32 protein-coding genes and 1 pseudogene are annotated in these 24,875 nt (G+C 71.1%); 17 read left to right on the top strand and 16 right to left on the bottom strand.

Annotation, left to right across the window (positions count from 1 at the left end; translation table 11 throughout):
• Positions 1-111: 111 nt before the first annotated feature.
• Positions 112-540: a glutaredoxin domain-containing protein gene (locus tag OG344_RS25390; RefSeq protein WP_405085232.1), complete on the top strand. Its 429-nt coding sequence runs from the start codon at positions 112-114 to the stop codon at positions 538-540.
• Positions 541-552: 12 nt separating this feature from the next.
• Here the strand turns inward: OG344_RS25390 and OG344_RS25385 are convergent, their stop codons facing one another.
• Together OG344_RS25385 and OG344_RS25380 are read right to left on the bottom strand one after the other, a co-directional pair.
• Complete coding sequence (locus OG344_RS25385; RefSeq protein WP_405085231.1) at positions 553-1,698, bottom strand: RNA polymerase sigma factor; 1,146 nt, start codon at positions 1,696-1,698, stop codon at positions 553-555.
• Positions 1,695-2,102, bottom strand: a complete 408-nt coding sequence (locus tag OG344_RS25380; RefSeq protein WP_405085230.1) for a YciI family protein — start codon at positions 2,100-2,102, stop codon at positions 1,695-1,697. Before OG344_RS25380 ends, OG344_RS25385 begins: the two co-directional genes overlap by 4 nt.
• Positions 2,103-2,302: 200 nt before the next feature.
• Here OG344_RS25380 and OG344_RS25375 point away from each other — a divergent pair, with 200 nt between their 5' ends.
• Positions 2,303-3,289: a tyrosine-type recombinase/integrase gene (locus OG344_RS25375; RefSeq protein WP_327045774.1), complete on the top strand. Its 987-nt coding sequence runs from the start codon at positions 2,303-2,305 to the stop codon at positions 3,287-3,289.
• Here the strand turns inward: OG344_RS25375 and OG344_RS25370 are convergent.
• The 3 genes from OG344_RS25370 to OG344_RS25360 form a co-directional block, all read right to left on the bottom strand.
• On the bottom strand, positions 3,249-3,998 hold the full coding sequence (locus OG344_RS25370) for a phosphotransferase family protein (protein ID WP_405085229.1): 750 nt from the start codon (positions 3,996-3,998) through the stop codon (positions 3,249-3,251). The two genes, OG344_RS25375 and OG344_RS25370, sit on opposite strands and share 41 nt — an antisense overlap.
• Positions 3,999-4,025: 27 nt before the next feature.
• A complete protein-coding gene (locus tag OG344_RS25365; RefSeq protein ID WP_405085228.1) occupies positions 4,026-4,649 on the bottom strand; it encodes a class I SAM-dependent methyltransferase in 624 nt (207 codons plus the stop codon).
• 69 nt (positions 4,650-4,718) lie between these two features.
• Positions 4,719-5,297: a TetR/AcrR family transcriptional regulator gene (locus tag OG344_RS25360; protein WP_405085227.1), complete on the bottom strand. Its 579-nt coding sequence runs from the start codon at positions 5,295-5,297 to the stop codon at positions 4,719-4,721.
• A 129-nt stretch (positions 5,298-5,426) separates the two neighbouring features.
• Between OG344_RS25360 and OG344_RS25355 the strand changes: the two genes are divergently transcribed.
• A complete protein-coding gene (locus OG344_RS25355) occupies positions 5,427-5,933 on the top strand; it encodes an MFS transporter (RefSeq protein ID WP_405085226.1) in 507 nt (168 codons plus the stop codon).
• A gap of 176 nt (positions 5,934-6,109) precedes the next feature.
• Here the strand turns inward: OG344_RS25355 and OG344_RS25350 are convergent, their stop codons facing one another.
• Positions 6,110-6,646 (bottom strand): GNAT family N-acetyltransferase, encoded by a 537-nt coding sequence (locus OG344_RS25350; protein WP_405085225.1) that lies wholly within the window; start codon positions 6,644-6,646, stop codon positions 6,110-6,112.
• A 479-nt stretch (positions 6,647-7,125) separates the two neighbouring features.
• On the opposite strand from OG344_RS25350, the gene OG344_RS25345 reads away from it, so the two are divergent.
• Positions 7,126-7,749: a lysophospholipid acyltransferase family protein gene (locus OG344_RS25345; protein WP_327049596.1), complete on the top strand. Its 624-nt coding sequence runs from the start codon at positions 7,126-7,128 to the stop codon at positions 7,747-7,749.
• A gap of 64 nt (positions 7,750-7,813) precedes the next feature.
• Positions 7,814-9,433, top strand: a complete 1,620-nt coding sequence (locus OG344_RS25340; protein WP_405085224.1) for a penicillin-binding transpeptidase domain-containing protein — start codon at positions 7,814-7,816, stop codon at positions 9,431-9,433.
• A 24-nt stretch (positions 9,434-9,457) separates the two neighbouring features.
• Here the strand turns inward: OG344_RS25340 and OG344_RS25335 are convergent, their stop codons facing one another.
• Positions 9,458-9,724 carry a DUF3040 domain-containing protein gene (locus tag OG344_RS25335; RefSeq protein ID WP_405085223.1) on the bottom strand — a complete coding sequence of 89 codons (267 nt, stop codon included), beginning with the start codon at positions 9,722-9,724 and terminating at the stop codon, positions 9,458-9,460.
• Positions 9,725-9,886: 162 nt separating this feature from the next.
• Between OG344_RS25335 and OG344_RS25330 the strand changes: the two genes are divergently transcribed.
• On the top strand, positions 9,887-10,567 hold the full coding sequence (locus OG344_RS25330) for a class I SAM-dependent methyltransferase (RefSeq protein ID WP_405085222.1): 681 nt from the start codon (positions 9,887-9,889) through the stop codon (positions 10,565-10,567).
• 72 nt (positions 10,568-10,639) lie between these two features.
• Complete coding sequence (locus tag OG344_RS25325; protein WP_405085221.1) at positions 10,640-12,019, top strand: glycosyltransferase family 4 protein; 1,380 nt, start codon at positions 10,640-10,642, stop codon at positions 12,017-12,019.
• Positions 12,020-12,113: 94 nt separating this feature from the next.
• On the opposite strand, the gene OG344_RS25320 is transcribed toward OG344_RS25325, so the two are convergent.
• A complete protein-coding gene (locus OG344_RS25320) occupies positions 12,114-12,836 on the bottom strand; it encodes a recombinase family protein (protein ID WP_405085220.1) in 723 nt (240 codons plus the stop codon).
• Positions 12,837-13,137: 301 nt separating this feature from the next.
• Positions 13,138-13,485: a hypothetical protein gene (locus tag OG344_RS25315; RefSeq protein ID WP_405085219.1), complete on the bottom strand. Its 348-nt coding sequence runs from the start codon at positions 13,483-13,485 to the stop codon at positions 13,138-13,140.
• On the opposite strand from OG344_RS25315, the gene OG344_RS25310 reads away from it, so the two are divergent.
• Both OG344_RS25310 and OG344_RS25305 read left to right on the top strand, forming a co-directional pair.
• Positions 13,460-13,819, top strand: a complete 360-nt coding sequence (locus OG344_RS25310; RefSeq protein WP_405085218.1) for an SDR family NAD(P)-dependent oxidoreductase — start codon at positions 13,460-13,462, stop codon at positions 13,817-13,819. The two genes, OG344_RS25315 and OG344_RS25310, sit on opposite strands and share 26 nt — an antisense overlap.
• A gap of 33 nt (positions 13,820-13,852) precedes the next feature.
• Positions 13,853-14,476 carry an NADPH-dependent F420 reductase gene (locus OG344_RS25305; protein WP_405085217.1) on the top strand — a complete coding sequence of 208 codons (624 nt, stop codon included), beginning with the start codon at positions 13,853-13,855 and terminating at the stop codon, positions 14,474-14,476.
• A 161-nt stretch (positions 14,477-14,637) separates the two neighbouring features.
• Here the strand turns inward: OG344_RS25305 and OG344_RS25300 are convergent, their stop codons facing one another.
• From OG344_RS25300 to OG344_RS25275, 6 genes are all read right to left on the bottom strand, one after another.
• Positions 14,638-15,282, bottom strand: a complete 645-nt coding sequence (locus OG344_RS25300) for a Tn3 family transposase (protein WP_405085216.1) — start codon at positions 15,280-15,282, stop codon at positions 14,638-14,640.
• A complete protein-coding gene (locus tag OG344_RS25295) occupies positions 15,257-15,571 on the bottom strand; it encodes an NAD(P)-binding domain-containing protein (protein ID WP_405085215.1) in 315 nt (104 codons plus the stop codon). Before OG344_RS25295 ends, OG344_RS25300 begins: the two co-directional genes overlap by 26 nt.
• Positions 15,572-15,642: 71 nt before the next feature.
• A complete protein-coding gene (locus tag OG344_RS25290; RefSeq protein ID WP_405085214.1) occupies positions 15,643-16,584 on the bottom strand; it encodes an SDR family oxidoreductase in 942 nt (313 codons plus the stop codon).
• A gap of 52 nt (positions 16,585-16,636) precedes the next feature.
• A complete protein-coding gene (locus OG344_RS25285; RefSeq protein WP_405085213.1) occupies positions 16,637-16,891 on the bottom strand; it encodes a hypothetical protein in 255 nt (84 codons plus the stop codon).
• A gap of 25 nt (positions 16,892-16,916) precedes the next feature.
• Entirely contained in the window at positions 16,917-17,750 is an 834-nt protein-coding gene (locus tag OG344_RS25280; RefSeq protein WP_405085212.1) for a CPBP family intramembrane glutamic endopeptidase, read from the bottom strand.
• A gap of 59 nt (positions 17,751-17,809) precedes the next feature.
• Positions 17,810-18,433 carry an NADPH-dependent F420 reductase gene (locus OG344_RS25275; RefSeq protein WP_405085211.1) on the bottom strand — a complete coding sequence of 208 codons (624 nt, stop codon included), beginning with the start codon at positions 18,431-18,433 and terminating at the stop codon, positions 17,810-17,812.
• A gap of 151 nt (positions 18,434-18,584) precedes the next feature.
• Here OG344_RS25275 and OG344_RS25270 point away from each other — a divergent pair, with 151 nt between their 5' ends.
• From OG344_RS25270 to OG344_RS25260, 3 genes and pseudogenes are all read left to right on the top strand, one after another.
• Positions 18,585-19,055, top strand: coding sequence for a MarR family winged helix-turn-helix transcriptional regulator (locus OG344_RS25270; RefSeq protein WP_364137773.1), 471 nt, complete (start codon positions 18,585-18,587; stop codon positions 19,053-19,055).
• Between the two features lie 28 nt (positions 19,056-19,083).
• Positions 19,084-19,212, top strand: a pseudogene (locus OG344_RS25265) (pentapeptide repeat-containing protein); the annotation flags it as partial.
• Positions 19,158-19,442 carry a pentapeptide repeat-containing protein gene (locus tag OG344_RS25260; RefSeq protein ID WP_405089170.1) on the top strand — a complete coding sequence of 95 codons (285 nt, stop codon included), beginning with the start codon at positions 19,158-19,160 and terminating at the stop codon, positions 19,440-19,442. The pseudogene OG344_RS25265 and the gene OG344_RS25260, both read left to right, overlap by 55 nt.
• Positions 19,443-19,572: 130 nt before the next feature.
• Here OG344_RS25260 and OG344_RS25255 read toward each other — a convergent pair whose 3' ends face one another.
• Positions 19,573-20,541, bottom strand: a complete 969-nt coding sequence (locus tag OG344_RS25255) for a helix-turn-helix transcriptional regulator (RefSeq protein ID WP_405085210.1) — start codon at positions 20,539-20,541, stop codon at positions 19,573-19,575.
• Between the two features lie 42 nt (positions 20,542-20,583).
• On the opposite strand from OG344_RS25255, the gene OG344_RS25250 reads away from it, so the two are divergent.
• The 5 genes from OG344_RS25250 (at position 20,584) to OG344_RS25230 (ending at position 24,864) form a co-directional block, all read left to right on the top strand.
• Positions 20,584-21,318, top strand: a complete 735-nt coding sequence (locus OG344_RS25250) for an alpha/beta fold hydrolase (RefSeq protein ID WP_405085209.1) — start codon at positions 20,584-20,586, stop codon at positions 21,316-21,318.
• A 109-nt stretch (positions 21,319-21,427) separates the two neighbouring features.
• Entirely contained in the window at positions 21,428-22,366 is a 939-nt protein-coding gene (locus OG344_RS25245) for an ATP-binding cassette domain-containing protein (protein ID WP_405085208.1), read from the top strand.
• Positions 22,366-23,091, top strand: a complete 726-nt coding sequence (locus tag OG344_RS25240) for an ABC transporter permease (protein WP_405085207.1) — start codon at positions 22,366-22,368, stop codon at positions 23,089-23,091. The genes OG344_RS25245 and OG344_RS25240 overlap by 1 nt, the downstream gene beginning before the upstream one ends.
• Before the next feature lie 25 nt (positions 23,092-23,116).
• A complete protein-coding gene (locus tag OG344_RS25235) occupies positions 23,117-24,262 on the top strand; it encodes a sensor histidine kinase (RefSeq protein WP_405085206.1) in 1,146 nt (381 codons plus the stop codon).
• The gene (locus OG344_RS25230) at positions 24,259-24,864 is read left to right on the top strand and encodes a response regulator (protein ID WP_405085205.1); all 606 of its coding nucleotides are present in this window, start codon (positions 24,259-24,261) and stop codon (positions 24,862-24,864) included. Before OG344_RS25235 ends, OG344_RS25230 begins: the two co-directional genes overlap by 4 nt.
• Positions 24,865-24,875: the final 11 nt, after the last annotated feature.

The following is a 24,875-nucleotide window of genomic DNA, read 5'->3' as shown; positions in this document are numbered from 1 at the left end:
TCCTCGCCAGGTTCCCGGGACGGACGGATCCAGTCACGCGGACGCGCGCGGACCGGCCACGTGACCTACCAACTTTTGCGGGCGGAACAACCGCCCGATAGCGTGACCGGCATGGTGCGCGGATGGACACTGCCGGTCGTCTTCCTGGCCTGCGGGATCGCCTCGGCGTTCCGGCAGACGGCCCAGGGGTCACCCGGCGGCGCCGTCACGCTCTTCCTGGTGTTCCTGCTCGCCGCCGTCCTCCTGTCCCCCCTGGTGTTCCCGAGGTCGATCGGCGCGGCCGAGGCGCGGCGCCGCAGCGAGGCCGACGGCCGCCCGATCGTCTACTGGCGCCCCGGCTGCCGCTACTGCCTCCGGCTCCGGCTGCGTCTCGCCCGCGACGCCCGGCGGCTGCACTGGGTGAACATCTGGCAGGACCCCGAGGGCGCGGCGGCGGTCCGCGCCGCCACCGGCGGCGACGAGACGGTGCCGACCGTCGTGGTCGCCGGCGACCCCCACGTCAACCCCGACCCCGAGTGGGTACGCCGCCAACTCCCCTGACCGCGCCCGGCGTCACGGACGCAGCAGTTGGCGCACCCGCGCGGCCTCCCGGGTGAGGTGGTCGCGCTCCGGCACGCTGACCGCGGCGCGGGACGCCTCGGCGTACAGCTCCGCCGCGCGCTCCAGGTCGCCGGCGCGTTCGTGCAGGTACGCCGTCACCGCGGCGTACCTGGGCAGGCCGGGGTCCACGCCGGCCAGTGCCGCCAGGCCGGCCCACGGCCCGTCCGCCTCCCCCACCGCCACCGCGCGGTTCAGCCGCACCACCGGACTGCCGGTGAGAAGGAGCAGCTCGTCGTACCACTCCACGATCTGCACCCAGTCGGTCTCGGAGGCGGCCGGGGCGTCCGCGTGCAGCGCGGCGATCGCGGCCTGCGCCTGGTATTCGCCCAGCCGGTCACTGGCCAGCGCGGTCTGCAGGATCGTCACCCCCTCGGCGATCAGTCCGGTGTCCCAGCGCGATCGGTCCTGCTCGGCGAGCGGCACCAGGCGGCCGCCCGGGCCCGTACGGGACGCCCGGCGCGCGTGGTGCAGCAGCATGAGCGCGAGCAGCCCCGCGACCTCGGGCTCCTCGGTCAGGGCGGCGAGCTGACGGGCGAGCCGGATCGCCTCGGCCGCCAGGTCGACGTCCCCGCCGTACCCCTCGTTGAAGACGAGATAGAGCACCCGCAGCACCGTCCCGAGATCACCGGGCTGGTCGAGCTGCAACCCCGCGATCTTCCGCTTCGCCCGGCTGATCCGCTGTGCCATGGTCGCCTCGGGGACGAGGTACGCCGCCGCGATCTGCCGGGTGGTCAGGCCGCCGACCGCGCGCAGCGTCAGGGCGACGGCCGAGGCAGGCGGCAGGGTGGGGTGCGCACACAGGAAGTAGAGCCGCAGCGTGTCGTCCGTGGTGGGCGCCGGACCGGCGGGAGGCCCGGCCTGTACGGCCACCTCCCGCCCCCGCCGCGACGCCTCGGCACGGGTGGCGTCGAGGAACCGGTGCCACGCGACCGCGACGAGCCACGCCTTCTGATCACGCGGTGGATCGTCCGGCCAGGTCGCCAGCGCCCGGATCATGGCCTCCTGCACGGCGTCCTCGGCCGATGCGAAGTCGGCCCCGCGCCGGACGAGGACGCCGATGACCGCGGGCACGAGCTCCCGCAGCAGCGATTCGTTCACTCGGTGACCGCGGGCGGCTCGGTGAGGAACGGCCGGACCTCCAGCCATTCGTGGATCGGCTCACCGCGGGGCCCCGGAGCGGCGGACAGCTCCCCGGCCAGCTCGACCGCGCGGTCCCACGACTCCACGTCGATGACCATCCACCCGGCGATCAGGTCCTTGGTCTCGGCGAACGGCCCGTCGGTCACCGGTGGGCGCCCCTCGCCGTCGTACCGCACGAACGTGCCTTCGGGCGACAGCGCCTGGCCGTCGACGAACTCGCCCGTCTCCTCCAGGCGGGCGGCGAAGTCGCGCATGAACTGCACGTGCGCGTCGACCTCCTCCGGCGTCCACCGGTCTAGCGACCCGTAGTCGACGACGGGGGCCGGACCACCGCGGTAGTGCTTCAGGAGCAGGTATTTCATCGTGCTTCTCCTTCGTCGTCGTGCGGCCCGTTCGGCCGCTCATGCCCCTGGGACGGAGCCGACGCCACATTCTCGACACACGGCACGAGATTTTTTCGAAGGGCCGCCTCCCTCGGTGAGGCCTTTGATGGTGGTGTCCGGGGGATACGTAAAAAATCCGATCGCCTTTACATTGTAGATTCATAGTAGGATCGGGGCCGATGAGCATCCCCGCGGTTCCCGAGCGGCGCGTCCCCGCACCCTCCACACCCGATCCGTACGAGGTGTATCTCGGCGCGCTGCAGAGCCCGGAGTCCCGGCGCACCATGAAAGGCTGCCTCGACCGCATCGCCCGCCTCGTCACCGGCGACCCCGAGGCCACCGGGGCCGGGCAGCCCTGGGCACTGCTGCGCTACGAGCACACGGTCCGCCTCCGTACGCTGATGCGCGAGCAGGGATGGTCCCCCTCCCACGTCAACAAGCACCTGGTGGCGCTGCGCCGCGTGCTCAAGGAGGCGTGGCGGCTCGGGCTGATGAGCGGCGAGGACTACCAGCGCGCCGCCGACCTGCCCGCCTACAAGCACACGCGCGTCCCGGCGGGACAGCACGTCGAGGCCGAGGCGCTCGCGGCCGCGCTGGAGGTGTGCGACGAGGACCACTCCCCCGCCGGCCGCCGGGACGGCGCCATGCTGGCGGCCCTCTACTCCAGCGGCTGCCGCCGGGCCGAGATCGCCGGGCTCCGGCTCGCCGACTTCGACCCGCACGCCCGCTCCCTGCGGGTGCGCGGCAAGGGCGACAAGGAACGGCTCGTCTACCTGACCCCGCAGGCCGTCGAGCGCCTGAGCCTGTGGCTCGCCGTACGCGGCCGGGCGGCCGGGCCGCTGTTCTGCCCGATCAACAAGGCCGGGCGGCTGCGCATGGCCCACATGACCGGCCAGGCGATCGCCGACATCGTCGCGCGGCGCCTGGCCGCCGCCGGGGCCTCGCCCCGCACCCCGCACGACTTCCGGCGTACGTTCATCGGTGAACTCCTCGACGCGGGGGTCGATCTCGCCACCACCCAGGCGCTGGTCGGCCACGCCTCCCCCGCCACCACCGCCCGGTACGACCGGCGGCCCGAGCGCCGCCGCCGCGAGGCCGTCGACCGGCTCCGCGTCCCCGGCACGGCTAACCGAGCCGATCAAGAGCCCGACCGGCCGCCCGGGTGAACGTACCGGGCGGATTTCCCGGCCCTTCGTCCCGCAGCAGGAAGACCCACATCAGCGCGAAGAGCCTGCGGCACTCCCGCATTCTGCGCCGTTCGGCGGCATCGAGGTCGAACCGCAGCTCGCTCTCCCCTTGGACCCAGCACGACACGTGCTCGGCCATCTCCGCGACCTCGGCCGCCCGGTCGCTTCGCCCCGGCTCCTCGAAATCCACGATTCCGACACGCGCCCCGTCCCACAGGAAGTTCGCCGTGTTGCCGTCACCGGCCCCGAACACCGGTCGTACCCCGCGCTCGCCCGGCTCCCACGTCGAAAGCCACCGTGCGCCTTCCCTGACCACCAGGTCGGCGAGCTCGTTCTTCGGCTGCCACCGCTCGGCCCAGACCAGCACCTGCTTCCTGATCCGCTCCACCGGCCACAACCGCGGTGGCACCGTGTCGAGCACCCGCCGCGGCACCGCCCCGTGCAGCAGGTCCACGGCCTCCACGAGCTGCCTTGCCGGCACGTCAGTTAACAGGCGGACCGGTGTGCCCGCAAGGCGGGACATCACCACATGATCGATCCCGTACGCCACGGGTGAGGGTGCGAGCCCGGGAGCGTACTCCGCCAGCAGCGACAACGCCCGCCACTCCCTCTCGGCCTCGCCCCGCTCGCCATCGGCGAAACGTTTGCGTACGAGCTCGCCGTCGATCCGCACATCGTGCCTCTGCATAGGTGAGCAGTGAACCAGGCGCGATGATCACCGGCGGCGGACGGCGCGCACGACGACGTCGTGGAGGGGGCCGCCGTGGCCGGAGCGCGTACGCACGTGCTCCTCGGCGGTGACGATCTCCCACTCCGAGTCGTCCAGGCGCGCGGCGACGGCCGCGGAGGTGACCGACGCCTCCTCCGGGGGGTGATGCCCGTGCCCGGAGCCGGCGACGTGGAGGTGCCCCACGATGAGCAGCGTGCCGCCGGGAGCCACCCATCCGGCGATGCGGTCGTAGAACTCCAGTTGCGGCATCGCGGGATGGGCGTAGTGGGTCATGACCAGGTCGAGCCGCGTGTCCGGACTCCAGACGCCCAGATCCGCCTCCACCCACCGCACGCGCTCGGCCGCCCCGCTCGCCTCCGCTCGGTCGGCGGCCCGGGCGAGGACCTCGGACGAGATGTCGGCCGCGGTGACCTCCCAGCCGTGCGAGGCGAGCCAGATCGCCTCGGCGCCGCCGCCGCACCCCGCGTCCAGCGCCGTGCCCGGGGTCAGGCCATCGATCTCACGGGCGAGGTACGGATTCGGCGGGTTGCCGCCCATCGACCCCGGGCCCCCGTCCCGCCCCTGCCGCCAGTGCCGCTCCCAGTAGTCCTTGTCGAATCCATGCGTCATGCCGCTCATGGTGCGGACAGACATGACAGGACGCAAATCCCATTGCCGAACCAGCAAACCAGCTCGCGATCATCGCTGGGCACGGAAGCCGGAGATCACCAGGTCGATCAGGTGGCCGGTCTCGTCCCGGTCCTCGCCGGCCTGGCCCGCGGCCAGCACCACGGCGTTGACCAGGATCAGGGTGCGCTCGGCGTCGACGTCGGGACGGATCACGCGGGCCTCCTGCGCGGGCCGCAGCAGCGAGTCGACGGCCCGCGACAGGCTGCTCCGGCAGCTTCGGAACAGCTCGGCGTCGCCCTCGTACCGACCGGTGATCAGCCCCTTCATCCCGCGGTGCTCGACGAGCAGACCGGCGAACTCGTGCAGCCAGCCGACGAGCGCCGCCAGCGGATCCTCGGAGGATGCCGCGAGCTCGTCGGCGCGGACGGCGAGCGCCTGGACGTGCCCGGCGTACACCGCGGCGAGCAGCGCCTCCCTGGTGGGGAACCTGCGATACAGCGTGGCGGTGCCCACGCCCGCCGCCCGCGCGACCTCGCTGAGCGGCGCCTCCGGCCCCTGCTCCTCGAAGACCCGCGTCGCCATCTCCACCAGACGCTCCACGTTGCGCCGGGCGTCGGAGCGCAGTCCCTTCGCGTGATCCGCGGGCATCGTCGACCTCCGATAACTGGGCGGGTCGCCCGTTTACAAAGTGGGCGGGTCGCCCATATCGTAGTGCGCGCCTGACCAGGACGTGGCCACGCCTGGAGCACCTGCCCGTCTCCCGCGGAAGAGGCTCACATGACCGGACGGCCGGCGATCGTGCTCGCCGTGGTGCTCGCCTGCCAGCCGATGGTCGGGATCGACGCCACGATCGTCAACATCGCCCTGCCCGAGATCCAGGCGCGGCTGCACTTCACGCAGACCGGTCTGGCCTGGGTGTTCAACGCCTACACCCTCGCGTTCGGGGGGTTGCTGCTGCTCGGCGGCCGCGCGGGCGACCTGCTGGGCCGTCGCCGGATGTTCGCCTCCGGCGTGCTGCTGTTCACCGCGGCCTCACTGCTCGGCGGTCTCGCCACCCACTCGTGGTGGCTGGTCGCGGCCCGTGCGCTGCAGGGCGTCGGCGGCGCGATGGCCTCGCCGAACGTGCCGTCGCTGATCATGTCCGCGTACGAGGACGGCCCCCGCCGGACCCGGGCGCTCGGCGTGTTCGCCGCGGTCTCCAGTGCCAGCCTCGCCCTCGGCCTGCTCGCCGGCGGCGTGCACCGTCGCGCTGAGCGTCACCGCATTGTCGGGCGTACGCCGTGAGGACTCCGGCGCCGGGGCCGGCGTGTTCCAGACACTGCAGTGGACCAGCTGGTCCCTCGGCCTCGCGGTGCTGGTCACCCTGTACCACACGGCCGCGGGCGGCGGAGGGGAGTCGATGGCGCGCGGCACCTCCTCGGCGTTCGCCGGCGCGTCGGTGGTCGCGGTGATCGCCCTGCTCAGCACGCTGGTCTTCGGGCGCGGTAGAGCACGTGACGGCGCAGCGGATGTCCCTCGGGGAGCACCGGGTGGTCGAAGTCTTCCCCCGGGTCGCGGGTCATCCCGAGACGCCGCATCACGGCCTGCGAGCGGACGTTCGGCACCGCCGTGAACGAGACGACCTCGGTCAGCCCCAGCGTGCCGAAGCCGTGTTCCAGCGCCGCCCGCGCGGCCTCGGTGGCGTACCCGTGCCCCCAGGCGGATCTGGCGAGCCGCCAGCCGATCTCCACGCACGGCGTGAAGTGCGCGGTGAACCTCGGCACCTGCAGCCCGGTGAAGCCGATGAACACGCCGTCCGCCTCGACCGCCCACAAACCGAACCCGCGCTCCTCGAACGCCGCTTCGATGCGCTCGACGAACGTGTCGCTCTCCTCGCGGGTGAGCGTGGCCGGGAAGTGCTCCATCACCACCGGGTCGGCGTTCAGTGCCGCGAAGGGCTCCTTGTCGTCCTCACGCCAGCGCCGCAGCACCAGCCTGCCGGTTTCGATGAGATTCACCCCCCGAGAATAGGGGGCGGGAGAAAGCAGGGGCCGGCGTCGGCTAGAGTCGGTAGTGGCCGATGTGGTTTGTGTCCCCCGGGCCGCAAACACCGCCTTCACGGAATACCGTTCGGCTGGAGCCGTGTTGTGCATTCCGCCGAGGAGGCGACCGCCACATCGGCCCTCGACGTGGACGCCCCGCGAGACCCGGTCTCGCGGGGCGTCATGTTGTCCGCCGCCGACGACCGGGATCGAGGGCCGGAGCGGTCTGGTCCCGACGTAGCCGCGCTCCCACAGCAGCTCGCGCGTGCTCTCGAGCGAAGTGTTGGCGATGCCGTACAGAACACGGGAGGGTGTGTTGCAGGGGGCGCACACCTGAACGGCCCCCGGGGCAGCCTAGGGTATGTCCGTCGAGCCGAGTCCGAGCCCGAGTCCGGTGGTGCTGAGAAGGAGAGTCCGTGCTCTATTCCGCCCTGAAGGCCGTCAGCGTTCCCGTCATGCACCTGCTGTGGCGGCCGCGGATGGAGGGACGCGAGCACGTCCCCGCGCACGGGCCCGCGATCCTCGCCTCCAACCATCTTTCCGTGCTCGACTCGTTCTTCATGCCGGCGCTGGTGCCCCGCATGGTGCGCTTCGTGGCCAAGAAGGAGTACTTCACGGGCAACCGCCTCGCGGCCGAGTGGATGCGGGCGATGGGGGCCGTGGAGATCGACCGTGAGAACGTCACCGCCGCCCAGGACATGCTCGACGCCGCCGTGGAGGTCCTCAAGGCGGGCGAGCTGTTCGGCATCTATCCCGAGGGCACCCGCTCCCCCGACGGCCGCCTCTACCGCGGCAAGATCGGCGTCGCCTGGCTCTCGCTGACCACCGGTGCTCCGATCGTGCCCGTGGCCATGCTGGGCACCGACAGGGTCCTGCCGCCCGGCGCGTCGGTGCCGCGCCTGCGCCGCATCGGCGTGCGGTTCGGCGAGCCGATGACCTTCACCGGCGACCCCGGCAGCGCCCGGGACCGGCGGCGGGTGACCGACGAGGTCATGGCCGCGATCCAGCGCCTGTCCGGCCAGGAGTACGTGCCCCGGTACGGCGCGAGCGTCAAGGGCGCCGGCGAAACGGGGGTGTGAACAACCGATCAGGCCCCGCTAGGCTCTGGTCCCGACCGGGACACGGGCGTGACTGGGGGTACCTGTGCCGCGAGGACGAACTGTCGCGATCTCGGCCGCCGCGGCCGTCGTGGTGGCCGGGGGCGCCGCCGGAGGGGCCTACTACGTGCTGCACACGCGCGGCACGCCGCAGGAGACGGCGACGCGCTTCACCTCGGCCTGGTCCCGGGGCGACCTCGCGGCCATGAAGGCCGAGCTCGCCTCTCCCGCACCCGGCTTCGACGCGGCGTACGCGGAGCTGACCAAGAACCTGGGGGCCGTCAAGGTCGCCGTACGGGACGTGCGGGCGGGCCAGGCGAAGGACGACCGGGCCGCCGCGTCGTTCACCGCCACCGCGAGCCTCAAGGACGTCGGCGACTGGACCTACCAGGGCTCGCTGAGGCTCGTCGTGAAGGACCACTACTGGAAGGTCGACTGGTCGCCCGCCGCTGTCCATCCCGCCCTCGACGGGACCACCCACCTGGCGCTGAAGACGTCGTGGCCCCAGCGGGCGTCGATCACCGACGCCAACGGCGACCGCATCGACGGCGGCGACGTGGGCGGCTCGGTGCAGCAGCTCGTCGGCTACCTCGACAAGGCCGGCGACGACGACCTCGGCAAGCTGGGCAGCGCGTACAAGAAGAACGACCCCGTGGGGCGCGCCGGCCTGCAGGAGACCTTCCAGAAGCAGCTCGCCGGCACCCCCACCACCGAGATCCAGGCGGTGGGCGCGAGCCGGAAGACCCTGCACTCGATCAAGGGCTCCTCCGGCCGCGACCTCGCGACCAGCCTCGACCTCAAGGTGCAGCGGGCCGCCGCCGACGCGGTGCGCGACCTGCCGAAGCCCGCCTCGCTCGTCGCCGTACGGCCCTCGACGGGCGAGATCCTCGCGGTCGTCAACAACAAGGGCGGGTTCAACCGCGCGCTGGACGGCAAGTACGCCCCCGGCTCGACCTTCAAGACGATCACGGCGGCCGGGCTGCTGGCCGAGGGCCTGACCCCGTCGAGCCGGGTGACCTGCCCCAAGGAGGCCGTGGTCGGCGGCATGAAGATCCGCAACTCCGACCACGAGGCCTTCGGGTCGCTGTCGTTCCTGGACTCCTACGCCCACTCGTGCAACACCACCTTCGCCCCGCTCGCCGCCGAGAAGCTGGGGGCCGAGAAGCTGTACGACCTGGCCACCGAACTGGGGTTCAACCAGCCGCTCCGCATCGGCGTCCCGGCCACGCCCGGCAGCATGCCGAAGGCCACCAGCGACGCCGAGCTGGCCGCCGAGTCGTTCGGCCAGGGCAGGATCACCGCGAGCCCGCTGGTCATGGCGACCGTGGCCGCGGCGGTCGCGGACGGCTCCTGGCGCCCGCCCACGCTGGTGCCCTCCCGCAAGCAGGCCGAGTCTCGCCGGGAACTGCCCGGCGAGGTGGTTAAGGGCCTGCGCTCGATGATGCGGGCGGTGGTCAGCAAGGGCACCGCCCGCAAGGCGGGGCTCCCCTCGGGCACGGCGGGCAAGACGGGGACCGCCGAGTTCGGCACCGGGCCCACGCTCGAATCGCACGCCTGGTTCATGGGCTACCGCGGCGACGTGGCCTTCGCCGTCGTCGTGGAGGCCGGCGGCATGGGCGGCGACGTGGCCGCCCCGGTCGCCGCGCGCTTCCTCAAGGCCCTGTAGCCGGTTTCGTCACACCCGGTTTCGTCACACGGGGAACGCGGCGGCGTCGTGCCGCAGGGCCATGACCAGCAGGGTCGCGATCAGAGTGGCGATGAGCAGCCAGCTCACGGCGATGATCAGCGTGGAGCGGCCCGGCCGGCGGCGGGCGCCGCCCCCCTGCCGTCCCCGCCCCTGACTGTGGCTGACACGGTGGTTGAACGACTCGAGCCTCGCCGCCAGCTTCGGGTCCTCGTCCGTGAGGTGCCGTTCGATCATCGCCAGCATCCGCTCTTCGTCCTGCGACCAGGCCATCGCGCAACACTCCCAGAACGCAAGGTATGTGCCGACGTTGTCCCCAACGATGATGATCGTTAGCCGTTTCCAGGACCGCGATTTACGATGAGATGCCAATAGGGGTTCGGCGTGCGGGCGGCCCTGCGGCGTTTCGTCTGGATGACGCTACGATCGCCCGGCATGAGGCACGACCTGCACGCCGAGGCGTTCGTCCGCGCGCACACCAGGACGGCGGCCGTGCCCTACGTGCCGGAGATCCGGCTGCGTCACGCCGCGGCTCATGACGAGGCTCATGACGAGGCTCATGACGAGGAACACGGCGAGCTGTACGCGATCTGGGAACGGGCCGGGGGGCTGCCCTTCTGGGCGTACCCCTGGGCCGGCGGGCAGGCGCTCGCGCGCCACGTGCTCGATCATCCGGAGACCGTGCGCGGCCGGACCGTGCTCGACCTCGCCACCGGGTCCGGGCTGGTCGCCGTGGCCGCCGCGCTGGCCGGAGCCGCCCTGGTCGTGGCCAACGACGTCGACCCGTACGCGCTGGCGGCCGTGCGGCTCAACGCCGCCGCCAACGGCGTCGCCGTACGGGTCCTCGGCGGCGACCTGCTCGACGGCGCGCCGGCCCAGGAGGTCGTACTCGCCGGAGACGTCTTCTACGAAAGGCCCCTGGCCCTGCGGGCCGCCCCCTTCCTGGCCAGGGCCGCGGGTGAGGTCCTCACCGGGGTGCCCGACCGGGCCTGCTCCTACCTGCCCGACGGCGTGTTCGAGCCGGTGGCCGTGCACGAGGTGCCCACCCTGCTGGAGGACGCGCCTCGGAAGCGGACGACGATATATCGGCTTTCCGGCCAGGAAAGCGGGGCGTGACCCACATCACAGCAACACATGAACTGCCGGTGACGTCCAAGGGAAGGGGATCTTCACCGACACGGACGGGGCGTGATTGTGGTTTCGCTACGCAGAATCGGGGCCAGGGTGGTGGTCAGGGCGCTGGAGGCCCGCGACCGGCGGCGTGCGAGGTCGGCGCCGCCGCCCGACGGTCGCGAGATCCGGATCCTGCTGCTGCACGCCAACGGCATGGGCGGCACGGTCCGGACGGTCTTCAACCTGGCCGGGCACCTGGCCCGCACCCACGACGTCGAGATCGTCAGCGTCGTGCGGGAGCGTGCGGAGCCTTCCTTCCCCGTCCCGCCCGGGGTGCGCGTCCGCTACCTCGACGACCGCCTGCCGCGCCGAAAGGGCCTGCTGTCCCGCTTCCCCAGCAGGCTCGTGCCCAAGGACGAGGCGGCCTATCACTGGTTCACCCTGCGCACCGACCTCAAGCTGGTCCGCTACATCCGGTCCCGCCGTCGCGGCATCGTCATCGGCACCCGGCCGGGCCTGAACCTGATCGCCGCGCGCTTCGCGCCGCCGGAGATCGTCACCGTCGCCCAGGAGCACGGGAACCTGTCCTCGCACCAGCCGCTGGTGCGCAGGCAGATCGTCCGCCGGTACGGCAGGCACGACGCGGTCGTCACCCTCACGCAGGCCGACCTGCGCACCTACGAGCGGTCCTTCGAGAAGGCCGGCCGGGAGCGCCCGGCCGTGCTGGCCCAGGTGCCCAACGCGACGCCCCGCCTGGACGGCGGCGTCTCGCCGCTCACCGCCAAGACCGTCGTCAGCGTGGGCCGCCTGACCTGGGGCAAGGGCTACGACCTGCTCATCCGCGCGTGGGCGCACGTCGCCGAGCGGCACCCGGACTGGACGCTGCGGATCTACGGCGGCGGTCCCCGGCAGGAGAAGCTCCAGGCGTCGATCGACAAGCGCGGGCTGACGGAGCGGGTGTTCCTCGAAGGCCCGGCCGACGACGTCGGCGCGGTCCTCGCGGACGCCTCGATGTTCGTGCTGAGCTCCCGCCACGAGGGCATGCCGATGGTCATCCTGGAGGCGATGAGCAAGGGCCTCCCGGTCGTCAGCTACGACTGCCCCACCGGCCCGAAGGAGATGGTCAGCCACGGCCGCGACGGGCTGCTGGTGAAGCCGCAGAAGATCCACGCGATGGCCGACGCCATCGGCACCCTCATCGAGGACCAGGACCTGCGCCGCGAGATGGGCGCCAACGCCATGGCCACCGCCGCCCGCTACGACCTCGACGTCATCGGCGCCCGATGGGAGAACCTGCTGTCCGGCCTGGTGGCCCGGCGGCGCGGTCTCCCGCCCGGCGACCCGCTCGCGCACGGGCCGGCCGGGACCGGCGAGCACGACGCCGGTGACCGGCCGGGGCCTCTCGACGCCGCGGCGTTCGAGGCCCCCCACTCGGGTCGGCGTCACCAGGGGTGAAGTAACACTGTGTAACGCCGTTGGGTAGTTGAGTAGGTGGCTGGGCGGCTCCGATGCCGGGGGCAATGTAACGGAGCGATGCGCCTCAAGTCCGTTACGTCGCGATCACGGCTCTGGCATACCGAACGGTAGTCGAACGGTTACAAACCATGTTTCTCCTGACCTTCGTTGGAGGTCGGGAGGAAAGGGTGCCGACATGCGGCGCGAGTGGGAGTTGGAGGACCTGATCGAGTGCTGGACGCTGGATGAAGAGGAGTTCGCCTTGGGCGAGGGCGGCGATCGAACGGCCCTCCAGGTAAGAGGTGCGGACGGTGTCGGTCTTCGTGGCCGGGACGGCCGGGCGGCGCCCACCTTTGCTGCCCTTCGCCTCAGCTGCCCGCAGTCCGTCGTAGGTCAGCTCGCGCTGGAGGTCGCGCTGGAGTTCGGCGGCGGCGGCGAGGGTCTGCACCATGAACTTCACGGTGGACAGCAGTTCTCCGGTGCGCGGGTGGCGGGCGGTGAGGTCCATCGCGGAGAACGCGCCGTCGTGGATGCGCAGCGCGACCTGGTCGCGGTGGAGGACGTCGAGCACGTCGAGGATGTGCCCGGTGCCGCGTACGAGGCGGAACATCTCGTAGATACGCACGGTGTCGCCCGGCCGCGCGTAGGTGAGCAGTTCGCGAAACTTCGGGCGCTGGAGGGGGTGGAGGCGGCTGGTCGTTCCCGGGTCCTCCTCGAAGACGACCGGGTCCTCGATCCCGGCCTCGTGAAGGACGAGGTTCTGCCGGGCGGTGGACTGCTGGTCAGTCGAGACCCGCTTGTAGACCAGGTTCGCCACCGGAGGGTCCCTTCCGTACGGAGAATCGGACCCTATCTGTCGTCAAACCCTGTCAGCAGTCATCATCGGATCTGATTGGATTCGCGCCGCCGCGAACCCCCGGATTGCACGGGTTCATTGGACGCTTAGCTCGCCTGTCGTCAAACGATCGTTTGCCGACACTCTCGCATAGCCAATTACATGGCACCCCGTTCGGTGCTCGTTGACGACCCCGGGCCAGGTGCCGGGCGGCTGGTGTCGCGTACCAGCGGGTGCAGCCGTGCGACCGGCAGCGCGTCCAGCCCGGCCGCGGAGTGCCACGTCAGCTTGACACTTCCTCCCGTCGCCGTTCATCGCTGGCTGTGGCGGGGATGGCGTTGTCGATGAGGACGGCGGCGATGGCGGCGGCGGTGGGGAAGGCGTCGGCGTTGAGGACCCGGGTGCGGGCCGCGGCGCCGTCGATGAGCAGCGCGAGCTGCTGGCCGAGCTGTTCAGGGTCGGCGGCCCCGGCTTCGCGGGCGGTGTCGGCGAGCCGCGCGGCGACGGCTTTCTTGTAGTCGCGTGCGTACTGGGATGCGGGGTGCTGGGGGTCGTGGAGTTCGACGGCGGCGGCGATGTAGGGGCACAGGGGGGTGGTGGGGGGGATGTCGAAGGCGGCTTCCATCCTCATGACCGGCTCCAACGCCTCCCTCGGCGCCTTCCCCGGCTGGAGCGTCTACGCAGGCAGCAAGGCCGTCCAGCAGGCCTGGGCCCGAATCTGGCTCAACGAGCTCAAGGACCGCCGCATCCGCGTCAACGTCTTGACCCCCGGCCAAGTCGCCACCGCCAAGCAGGAAGAACTCTTCGACGAGGCCACCAAGCGCCAGTTCGAGTCCCTCATCCCACGCGGCCAGATGGGCCGCCCCGACGAAATCGCCACCGCCGCCCTCTTCCTCGCCTCTGACGACTCCAGCTACGTCAACGGCATGGAACTCGTCGCCGACGGCGGCACCACCGCCATCTAGACCGAACAACACACAACCAGGGCAGGACATCTCATGAGCAACATCAGCATCATCGGCACCGGGAATATGGCCCGCACCCTCGGCGCGCGGGCGATAGCGGGCGGCAACACCGTCGAGGTCATGGGCCGAGATCAGTCCAAAGCCGCTGACCTGGCCAAGGCTCTCGGCGGCGGCACCACGACGGGAGAATGGGGCACCGCCCCGGCCGGGGACATCGTCATCGTGGCCCTGCTGTATAACGGTGTCGTGCCGGTTGTCGCCGAGTACGGAGACGCTCTCGCGGGCAAGGTCATCGTCGACATCAGCAATCCCTTCAATTCCACGCTCGACGGGCTAGCCCACCGCGAGGAGACCTCGATCGCACAGGAAGTCGCCAAGGCCGCCCCGGCCAGCGCCAGCGTGGTGAAGGCGTTCAACACCATCTTCCGCCATGTCCTGGAGAAGGGGCGGCCCAACGTCTTCATCGCCGGCGACAATGCGCAGGCCAAGGCAAGTGTGGAGGCGTTCGTCGAGAGCCTCGGGTTGCGCCCGCTGGACGTCGGTGGCCTGAAAATGGCGCACTGGCTGGAAGGAGCGGGCGTGGTCACGGTGGGCCTCGCCAACCACGGGGTGGGGAACTTGGACTTCGCCCTCAATATCACCGAACTTCCCGTCTGAGCAAACGGTTGACGGATGGATCATCGAATTGCTGCCCTGCCTCGGTGTTGCGCCGCATGTAGCGGGTGCTCTCGGGGTCCAGTGGCATGCCCGGCGTGCTAAGACCGCCTACGCTCTCGCCGCCGAGATCGAGGGCGCCCGAGAGATGTCGAGCAGCGTGCTCATTCCTCGGCTTCGTCGTCCTCGTCCAGTCCAGGCGCGTCCGGGTCGCGCAGCGGGCGTAGGGCGCCGGCGGGCGGGACGCTGGCGGTGAAGCTGTAGCGGCCGAGCAGGTTCAGGTTGCGGTGCTTGAGCAGGGAGAGCCGGGCGATGTCCTCGTCGCGGATTTCGTGGCACTCCGCCTTCGCCTGGGCGACGGCGGCGTCGATGTACTTCGTCGTCCAGAGCACGATGGCGTTGAGGGCCAGGCCGAGCGAGCCGAGCTGGTCCTCCATGCCGTCCCGGTACGCCTGGTGGATGGTGCCGCGTTTGCCGTGACACACGTCCCGGGCCAGCTTGTGGCGGGACTCCTGCACGGTGAGCTGCCGGTTCATCTGCCTGCGGTAGATGTCGTCGACCGGGTCGACCACCCGCAGCAGGTGTTCGGTCTTGGCAATGCGCCCGTACTCCGCGAACGCCGCGCCCAGCGGAGTCGGGCGCCCCTCCCGGCCGAACATGCGCGGCAGGTCGCAGGCGCGGACCTGGTTGGTGACCAGGGAACCGGCGGCCTTCAGCATGAAGAACCGCTCCAGCTCGGGCCTCGTCGGCTCCTCGGCGAACGTCCCGTACGCCTCAGCTTGTTCATCGCTCAGAAATTCCACCGGCACGAGCCGGACCGTAGCCAGCCTCGGAGCAGGCCCGAAGGCGTTTCACCGAACCCCAGCGGCGAAGGTTGGGGAACGCCTTGACCGGCACCGTGACCACGACGATGTCACCGGCCGCCGCGGCCTCCCCGCTCGTCGCCGCGGACGCCCGCGGCCCCAGTTCTGCGGCCGTGTCCGCGAGCGTTTCGGGACCGCGCGAGTTGCTGAGCACGACCTGGTGCCCGGCCGCGATGGCGAGCCGCGCGATGGTACTGCCGATGTATCCGCTTCCGATGAATCCCACAGTCGTCATATTCTCAGCGTCCCTCCCAAGAGCCGTATCCTTGCGATTGGCCGGACTCGTTGCGATGGGGGTCCCTGCCGTCAGCTGGCGGGGAAGTAATGGCCGTTGTCCAAATCGGCGAGCAGGCTGGGCTGAGCGGGTTCCCAGCCGAGGGTCCGGCGGGTGATGAGGTTGGACGCCGGGTAGCTCTGCGTGACGATGTTCGCGAGGAACCCGAAGTATCCCGGCAGCATCAGTTCGTCCACGGGAACACTCACGGCGGGCAGGCCCAGGCGGCTGCCAATGGCCTCGGCGATCTCCCGGAACGGGATGCCCCCGTCGTCGACCGCATGCCAGTATTTGCCGGCCGGGCCCTTCTCCAGCGCCAAGCGGAACAAGGAGGCGACATCGCGGATGTGCACGGCGTTCCACAGGTTCGCGCCGTCTCCGGGGTAGCCGATGAAGCCCTTCTCCTTCGCGAGCGCGATCAGCTGCACGAGGAAGCCGGCACGATCGGTCGTGCTGTGCGCGATGTTGGCAATCCGCACGACCGAAGACCGCACTCCCCGCTCGGCGAGGCCGACTACGGCGGTTTCCACGACGTTACGAGCCCGCAGGGTACCCTTGTACTCATCGCCGCCGGGAAGGGCCGGGTCCTCCTCGGTGGCCGTCCGGCCCAGGAATCCCTGCCCGGGCGAGCCGATGCTCCCCGCCGCGACCAGCGGCTTTCCGGTTCCCGCGAGTGCCTCGCCGTAGGCGAGCATGATCGGGAGCTCGGCGGCGGCCACGGCGTGGATCCCACCGGACGGAAGCAGGTCTTGCCTGTGCGCGACGTGGATGACGCCGTCGGAGTCCGCAGCCGCTTCCTTGAGCCCGTCGAGATCCTGGAGGTCGCCGCGGCGCACCTTCGCGCCGAGCGCGGACAGCGCCGCCGCGGCCGTGTCCGACCGGGCCAGGCCGGTGACCTCGTGCCCGGCGGCGATGAGCTCGGGGATGATGTACGAACCGGAATGGCCGGTCCCGCCAGTGACGAAAACGCGCACGCTACTGCTCCTTGTGATTGATGTGGCGCGAGAAGTGGTGGTGCGGGCGCGCTCAGGCAGAAGTGCTGACGCCGAGGGTGAAGTTGAAGCTTCCCGCGCCGTAGCGGCCCAGGCCTATCATCATCAGGCCCGTTCCCTCCAGCCAGCGCGCCATTCCCAGGGGGCCGGTGTCCATCGGCCGCAGCCCGAGGCTCTTGATGAATGCCGACACAGTCGCCTTGGCCTCAGCGTCGTCGCCGGCGATGAGCACGTCCAGCGGGTTGCCCTGCGCCAGCATGTGACCGAAGACGGTGTTGAACGCCTTCACGACGTGCGCGCCGGCGGGGGTTCGATCACCTGGCGAGCCTAGCGGCCACGTCCGCCCGGGCCGAGCGACGGACGGGGACCACGTGACCACGCCGGTGTGCCAGCCACATGAACACGACGGTGGCCACCACGCCGAACACCACGGCGTACACACTGCCCTCCGGTCCGAAGTCGCCGCCCGTGACCAGCGCGGGACCCGACATCGTCGCGTCCAGCAGGCCCTGCGGGGTGTTGCTGCCGGACACCTTGGTGCTGAAGATGGCGCTCGCGGCAATGTTCCAGCCGAAGTGCAGACCGATCGGCACCCACAGCTTGCGGGTGGCGATGTACGCGGCGGTCAGCATCCCGCCTGCCTCGATGGCGATAGCGATGGCGCCCCACAGGGTGGCGTTCGCGTTGAGCAGGTGGATCAGGCCGAACAGCGAGCCGGTCAGCACGAGCGCGATCCAGGTTCCGGTCCAGTGCTCGACGTTCCGGAACAGGACACCGCGGAAGACCAGCTCCTCGGTCACGGCGGCACCCGCCATGATGCCGAGCAGGCCGACGGCGCTCGCTGGCGTGCCCAGGCCGTTGATCGTGTAGTCGCCTAAGAAGGCGATGTTCGCGATGACTGCCCCGAACAGCGCGATGCCGAGCAGCGTGCCCCAGCTGATCCCCGCGCCTGCTCCCTTCAGCGACACCTCGACGGGGGCCCGGTGCTCGGTGCGCCGCACCACCCAGCCGTAGACCAGGACCGCGACGACGGCCGTCAGCAGGCCGGCGACGAGCGCCAGCCAGGGGTTGTCCTTCACCGCCGCCGTGCCCAGACTGCCGAGGATCCAGACCGCCACAACCGCCAAGAGCTGCCATATCAGACGCACGATGACTCCTTCGTGAGAATCCGTGGCGGGAGCGCCGCGGGCTACTAGCAGGGGTGCGCTCAGCCGGGGAGGTCGACGCCGAGGGCGACGTCGAAGGTCCCCGCGCCGTTGCGGGCCAGGCCCATCAGCAGCGGCCCGACCCCTTCCAGCCAGCGGGCCATCTCCAGGCCGCCGACATCGAGCGGGCGCAGTCCGAGACTCTCGATGAACGCCGACACGTCGGCCTTGGCCCGCGCGTCATCTCCGGCGAAGAACACGTCCAACGGACGCCCCTGGGCCAGCACGTGGCCGAAGACCGTGTTGAACGCTTTCACGACGTGCGCGCTCGCCGGGACTGCCTTGGCGATCTCCTGCGCACCGGACGTGCCTTCAGGGATGACGAGCCCGGTGGCGTCGGCGTTGAACGTGTTGGAGATGTCGATGATGAACTTGCCGGCCAGTGCATCCCCGTACTGGGCGACGACCGGCACGGCGCTGGCGTATGGCACGGCCAGGACGACGATGTCGCCAATCGGGACGGCGCCGAATGTCCCGACCGTAGCCCCGCCGCCGAGCGCGGCGGCCAGGTCCTTGGCCTTGGCCGCGTCGCGGCCGATGAGCTCGACGGCGTGGCCGCCCTCGACCGCGCGGGCGCCAATGGCGCGGCCCATACCCCCCAGGCCGATAATGCTGATGCTGCTCATGGAGTGCCTGCTTTCTGGAGCTGGATAAGACGCCATGCCCACCCGTCGTTGTCAACGGCTGTGGCATCGACGCCCCCCATTTGGTTAACGTGTGAACCAAAATGTACGTGGCACTTGGTTACCATGTCAACCAGACGGTAAAGTGACGTGCGTGACCGAGCCGCGGTGGTTGGACGAGCGAGAACAGCAGGCCTGGCGCAGCTTGATGAAGATGCAGGACGGGCTGTCGGAGTTCATCGAGCGGCAGCTGCGCAACCGGTGCGGGCTGTCCGGCGCTGACTACCAGGTCCTGGCCCATCTTTCTGAGGCGCCCGAAGGCCGGCTGAGGTCGTTCGAACTCGGCCAGTTGTTGCGCTGGGAGAAGAGCCGCCTGTCGCAGCACCTGGGCCGGATGCAAAATCGCGGCCTGGTGTCCCGCGAGCGGTGCCTCGCCGACCAACGGGGGGCGGTAGTCGCCATCACTCCCCGGGGCAGCGACCTGATCAAGGTCGCGGCTCCTCAGCACGTGGCCGACGTCCGCGACGTGCTCATTGATCATCTCACTGCGACCGAGATGGCGATGCTCGTCACCATCGGCGACAAAGTAGCCGAACGGCTGGCGGCGCTGGAACACAAGCACTGATACCCGATCCCGGACCTCATCGCTCACGGGTGCGGGGCTGAGCTGGACGACGCTCACCCGCGCGGATCTCACCAACGCGACGCTGACACACGCGAACATGAGATTCGCACGACTGCGCTCAGCATCACTCGTGCGGATCTGCGCGGGGCGGCGCTGAAGGATGCTGACTTGCGGGGTGCGAACCTGAGCGGGGCGAACATGCGGAACATCACCGGCCCCGTCAAGGCGGCCATCCAGGCGCGGTGGCTACCACCGATGGCACCACTTTTTTCGGGTTCTTCGGTTCTGACCGAACCCAGACGGGGCTCGGAACTACTGCTACGGCGACCATTACTGATGATCAGGGCGCCAAGGCAGCCTCGTCAGCCGCTCGCTGTCCCAGCATGAGAGCGATCACCCCCACCGCACCGGCGCACCTAAGCCGCACATCACCGGCCCCAGAACCCCCCGGCCGTACACCGGACGGGCGGGCCGCACACCTCGGCCAGAACGCCTGACCCACAGGCGCGCGGCCGCGTCACGGGGCAGTTCGCCTCGGGGCCGGACCGGCCCACTCCTCCAGACGACGGGCGAGCGCCCGCACCTCCTCGCGGAGTTCCGGCGGGCCGGCCACGGTGAACGGCACGCCGAGGCCCGCCAGCACCTGCGCCATGCCGTCCAGCCGCTCCGCGCGGCCGGTCATCCGGACGCCGCCGTCCACCGGAGCGAGCGTGGCCACCGTCGGCGGGATCCGCCGCCGCGCCTCCTCCATCGTCGTGGCCAGCACCACCTCGACCTCGTACCGGTACGGCACGGAGGCCAGCGACTCCATGACGTGGGCGACCGCGTCGAACTCCCCCGGGGCGGGAAACTCCTCCTCCGTCATCTCCGCCCGGCCGATACGGTCGAGCCGGAACGTCCGCACCTCGTTCCTGCGGTGGTCGTGGCCGGTCAGATACCAGCGGCCCGAGTGGAACACCAGCCCATAGGGATCGACCGTCCGCTCGCTGTCCTGTCCCCGGTAGGACCGGTAGGCCAGCCGTACGCGGAGACGCCGGCGGGCCGCGTCGGCCAGCGTCAGCAACGTGGCGCCACTGGGCCGGGAGGTCGCGGCGGAGCGGGTGGTCAGGCCGACCATGTCCTCGATGGCGCCGACCCGGTCGCGCAGGGCGTCGGGCAGCACCCGCTGGATCTTCGCGAGCGCGCTCTCGGCCGTCCCCTCGCCCACCGTCAGGCCGGCGCGGCGGCCCGCGAGCAGCCCGAGCACCACGGCGGTGGCCTCGTCGCCGGTCAGCATGAGCGGCGGCAGCCGGTAACCCGGCATCAGCCGGTAGCCGCCGTAACGTCCCCGCTCGGCCTCCACCGGAATGCCGAGGTCCTCCAGCCTGCGCACGTAGCGGCGCACGCTCCGCACGTCCACCTCCAGGCGCTCGGCCAGCTCGGGACCGGTGAGCCCGGGTCTGGCCTGCAGCAGCTCCAGGAAGGCAAGAACGCGATTGGTCGACATATCAGGACCGATTCTGCCCTGATTGGGCTCTAGCGTCGACGCATGACGACATACGTACTTGTCCCTGGCTTCTGGCTCGGCGCGTGGGCATGGCGGGACGTGACCGCCACCCTCCGTGGCATGGGGCACGAGGTTTACCCCCTGACCCTCACCGGCCTCGCCGACCGCGCCCACCTCGCCTCCCCCGATCTCGACCTGGACACCCACATCCGCGACATCACCGGCCTCGTCGAGGCCGAGGACCTGCACGATGTCGTGCTCGTCGGCCACAGCGGGAGCGCCGCCGCCATCACCGGAGCCGCCGCCCGCGCGGCCGGCCGCGTGAGCCGGGTCGTATACGTCGAGAGCGGCCCGGTGCCGGACGGCTTGGCCCAGATCGACCTGACCGGGCGGGAGTTCGTCGAGAAGCGCGTCGAGGACGGCCGGCGTTACCCGATGCCCTCCTGGGACGAACTGCAGGAGTCGGGCGCGAGCCTGGAAGGGCTGGGCGAGGGGGAGCGTGCGCTGATGGCCGCCCGAGCCACCGACCAGCCGCTCGGCACGATCAGGCAGCCCCTCGCGCTGGGCGACGCCGCCGCCGCGTTCGCCGCGCTGCCGAAGACGCTGGTGAGCTGCTCGTTCCCGCTCGCGCAGGTCAAGGAGCTGATCGCGAGCGGGAATCCGGTGTTCGCGCCGCTCGGCGGCCCGGAGTGGGAGCTGCGTGAGCTGCCCACCGGCCACTGGCCGATGCTCTCCCGCTCAGGTGATCTGGCCGTGCTCCTCGCCGAGATGGTCTGACAAGCCGACGCCTTTACGTTGTAGATTCACTGGTTGGGACTTTTGTCCTGCCCGAGGCCGGATCGATCGCTCTGGTCGCGCGAGCCTCCGCGCTTCTACCGTTTTCAGCATGGACACCGACATCCCCGACCCGGGCAGTTCCCCCGCAGTGTCCCTGACCACTGCGACGAAGAGCTTCGGCCCCGTACGGGCCGTCGACGGGCTCACGCTCACCGTCCCCCGCGGCCAGACCCTGGCCCTCCTCGGCCCCAACGGCGCCGGCAAGTCGACGGCCATCGCGCTCCTGCTCGGGCTGATCCCCCCCGACTCCGGGCGGGCCGCGCTGTTCGGCCTGGCCCCCGAGCAGGCCGTGCGGCGGGGCCGCGTGGGCGCGATGACGCAGGAGGGCGGCCTGGTCCAGCGGGTCACGGTCCGCGAACTGCTGTCCTTCGTGTCCGGCACCTATCCCGCTCCCCTCCCCCTCGACGAGGCGGTGGCCCTCGCGCGGATCGGCGACCTGCTCGGCCGCCGGGTCGACCGGTTGTCCGGCGGCCAGGCCCAGCGCGTCCGGTTCGCGATGGCGGTGTGCGGCGATCCGGACCTCGTCGTCCTCGACGAGCCCACCGCCGCCCTCGACGTCGCGGCCCGGCGGGAGTTCTGGACCGGCCTGCGCGGGCTCGCCGACCAGGGCAAGACCATCCTGTTCTCCACGCACTATCTGGAGGAGGCCGACGAGCAGGCCGACCGGATCGTGGTGCTCGGCCGCGGCCGCGTGATCGCCGACGGCACCAGCGCGGAGATCAAGCGCGCGGCGGCGCTGACCACCGTCCGCGTGACCATCGACGGCGACGCCTCCTGGCTCGCCACCCTGCCCGGTGTTCGTCACATGGAGATCCGGGCCGGCCGGGCCCACCTGCGCAGCGGCGACTCCGACGCCACCGTCATGGCCCTTGCCCGCGCGGGAGCCGTACGCGACCTGGAGGTCGTCCCGGCCGACCTGGAGGACGCCTTCGTCGCCCTTACCAGCACAGCCCCAGCCCCCGCCCCAGCCAGCAAGGAGAACGTGTGATGTGGGGATACGTCCGGCTTGAACTGACCAGGACCATGCGCGACGGCGGCTATGTGATCTTCGCTGTCCTGATGCCGGTCGTCATGTACGTCATCTTCACCAACCTCGGCCTGGCGCCCGGCGACCGCCACGACGCCGCGATCTACACGATGGTCAGCATGGCGGCGTACGGCGCGCTCGGCGGCGCGTTCAACAACGGCAGCGGCATCGCCGAGGACCGCGCGACCGGATGGCTGCGTCAGTTGCGCCTCACTCCGCTGACCCCCGCGCAGGTCGTCACGGGGAAGGTGCTGACCGGGGTCGTCGGCGTCGTGCCGAGCATCGCGGCCGTGCTGCTGGCCGGCGTGCTGGTCAACCACGTCACGCTCCCGCCGCAGCGGTGGCTGGCGATCATCGTGCTCCTGTGGGCCGGGACCGTGCCGTTCTCCCTGCTCGGCCTCGGCAACGGCTACCGCCTGTCCGGCCAGACGGCGGCGGTGGCCAACGTCGCGACCATGCTGACCCTGTCCATCGTCGGCGGCCTGTGGATACCGGCGGAGACGTTCCCCTCCTGGCTGCGCGCGATCGCCGACTGGACGCCGTCGAACAGCTACGCGGGCCTGTCCTGGCGGGTCGCCTTCGGCGACGTCCCCACCCTCCGGCAGGCCGCGATCCTTGGGGCGTGGCTGCTCGCCTTCGCCGCCTACGCGATGTACGGCTACCGCCGCGCCGGGCGCCGGGCCTGATCTCCAGGATACCCTGACACTCCCCATGACGACCGAACGCGACATCTGGCTCGATCCCCTGCGGGAGGGCGAGCGCGGCCCCGACGCCAAAGGGATGTTCTTCTGGGTGGTCCTGGCGGCGGGCGCGGTGTGGGACATCGCGCACGGCCGGTCCCACCCGCTCTGGCTGGCGTGGCCGGCGGTGGGGGCCGCGGCCGGGCTGTACTTCATCACCACCCACTACTCCTTCGCCGACCGGCGGCGAGCCCTGCCGTCGCTCGCACTACTGGCGGCCGTCGTCCTCGCGGCGGCCGCCGGGTTCGGCGGCAACTGGCTCTATCTGGTCATCATGCTGGCCATCGCCACCGGGATCGCGGTGCAGGGCCGGATACTGCCACTGCTGCTGTTCGCGGAGTGCGCGGCCGCCCTGATCCTGGCCGTACGAGGCGGAGCCGGCCTCACCGACGCGGCCCCGCTGGTCTGGGGCACGTTCACCGCCGGCCTCATCCCCGCCATGATCGTCAGGCTGTGGTCGGCCATCCACGAGCTCAAGGCCACCCGGGAGGAGCTGGCGCGCACCGCCGTCACCGAGGAACGGCTGCGTTTCTCCCGCGACCTGCACGACCTGCTCGGCCACACCCTCTCGGTGATGGTCGTCAAGGCCGAGGCCGTACGCCGGCTGACGCGGGTGGACGCGGAGGCGGCCACCGCGCAGGCCGCCGACATCGAGCGGATCGGGCGGGAGGCGCTGGCGGAGGTGCGGGCCGCCGTCACCGGCTACCGCGGCAGGGGCCTGCCGGCCGAGCTCGACACCGCCCAGGCCGTCCTCGCCGACGCCGGCATCGGCGCCGTCGTCCGCACCTGCCCGGTGCGGACGGCTCCGGAGATCGACGCGCTGCTCGGCTGGGCCGTACGCGAGGGCGTCACCAACGTCGTACGGCACAGCGGCGCGGCGTCCTGTGAGATCGATCTGGTCGAGGGAGGCGGCCGCCTGCTGCTGGAGATCCGCGACGACGGCCCCGCCCGGGAGAAGGCCCCCGGGCACGGCAACGGGCTGACGGGGCTGCGCGAACGGGTCCGGGCCGTGGGCGGCAGCCTGGAGATCGCCGCGCCGCCGAGCGGAGGCTTCCTGCTCCGCGTGGCCGTGCCGTACGACAAGGCCGTGCCGTACGACAAGGGGGAGCAGGCGTGATCAGGGTGCTGCTGGCCGAGGACCAGGGCATGATGCGTGGCGCGCTGGCCCTGCTTCTCGGCCTGGAGGACGACATCGAGGTCGTCGCCCAGCTGGGCCGCGGCGACGAGGTGATGGACGCCGCCCTGCGCGCCCGGCCCGACGTCGCCCTGCTCGACATCGAGATGCCGGGCCGCGGCGGCCTGGAGACCGCCGCCGACCTGTGCGAACGCCTGCCCGGCTGCGCCGTGCTCATCCTCACCACCTTCGGTCGGCCCGGATACCTGCGCCGGGCGATGGAAGCCGGGGCGCGGGGGTTCCTGGTCAAGGACGGCCCGGTCGAGGACCTCGCCGACGCCGTCCGCCGAGTGCTGCGGGGCGATCTGGTCATCGACCCCGCCCTCGCGGCCGCCGCGCTCAGCACCGGCCCGAGCCCGCTGACCGAACGCGAGCGCGACGTCCTCGCCGCGGCGGCGGACGGCTCGACCATCGCCGACGTCGCCGCGCGGCTTCACCTGTCGGAGAGCACCGTACGCAACTATCTGTCGTCGTCGATCGGAAAGACCGGGACCAGGAACCGGATCGAGGCGGCCCGCCTGGCCCGCCACAACGGCTGGCTCTAGCCCCATACCGG

This window comes from Microbispora sp. NBC_01389 (assembly GCF_045040095.1).
In the GTDB taxonomy this organism is placed as follows: Bacteria; Actinomycetota; Actinomycetes; order Streptosporangiales; family Streptosporangiaceae; genus Microbispora.
The sequence above is the reverse complement of the archived record's forward strand: the minus strand, read 5'-3'. Positions and strand labels throughout refer to the sequence as shown.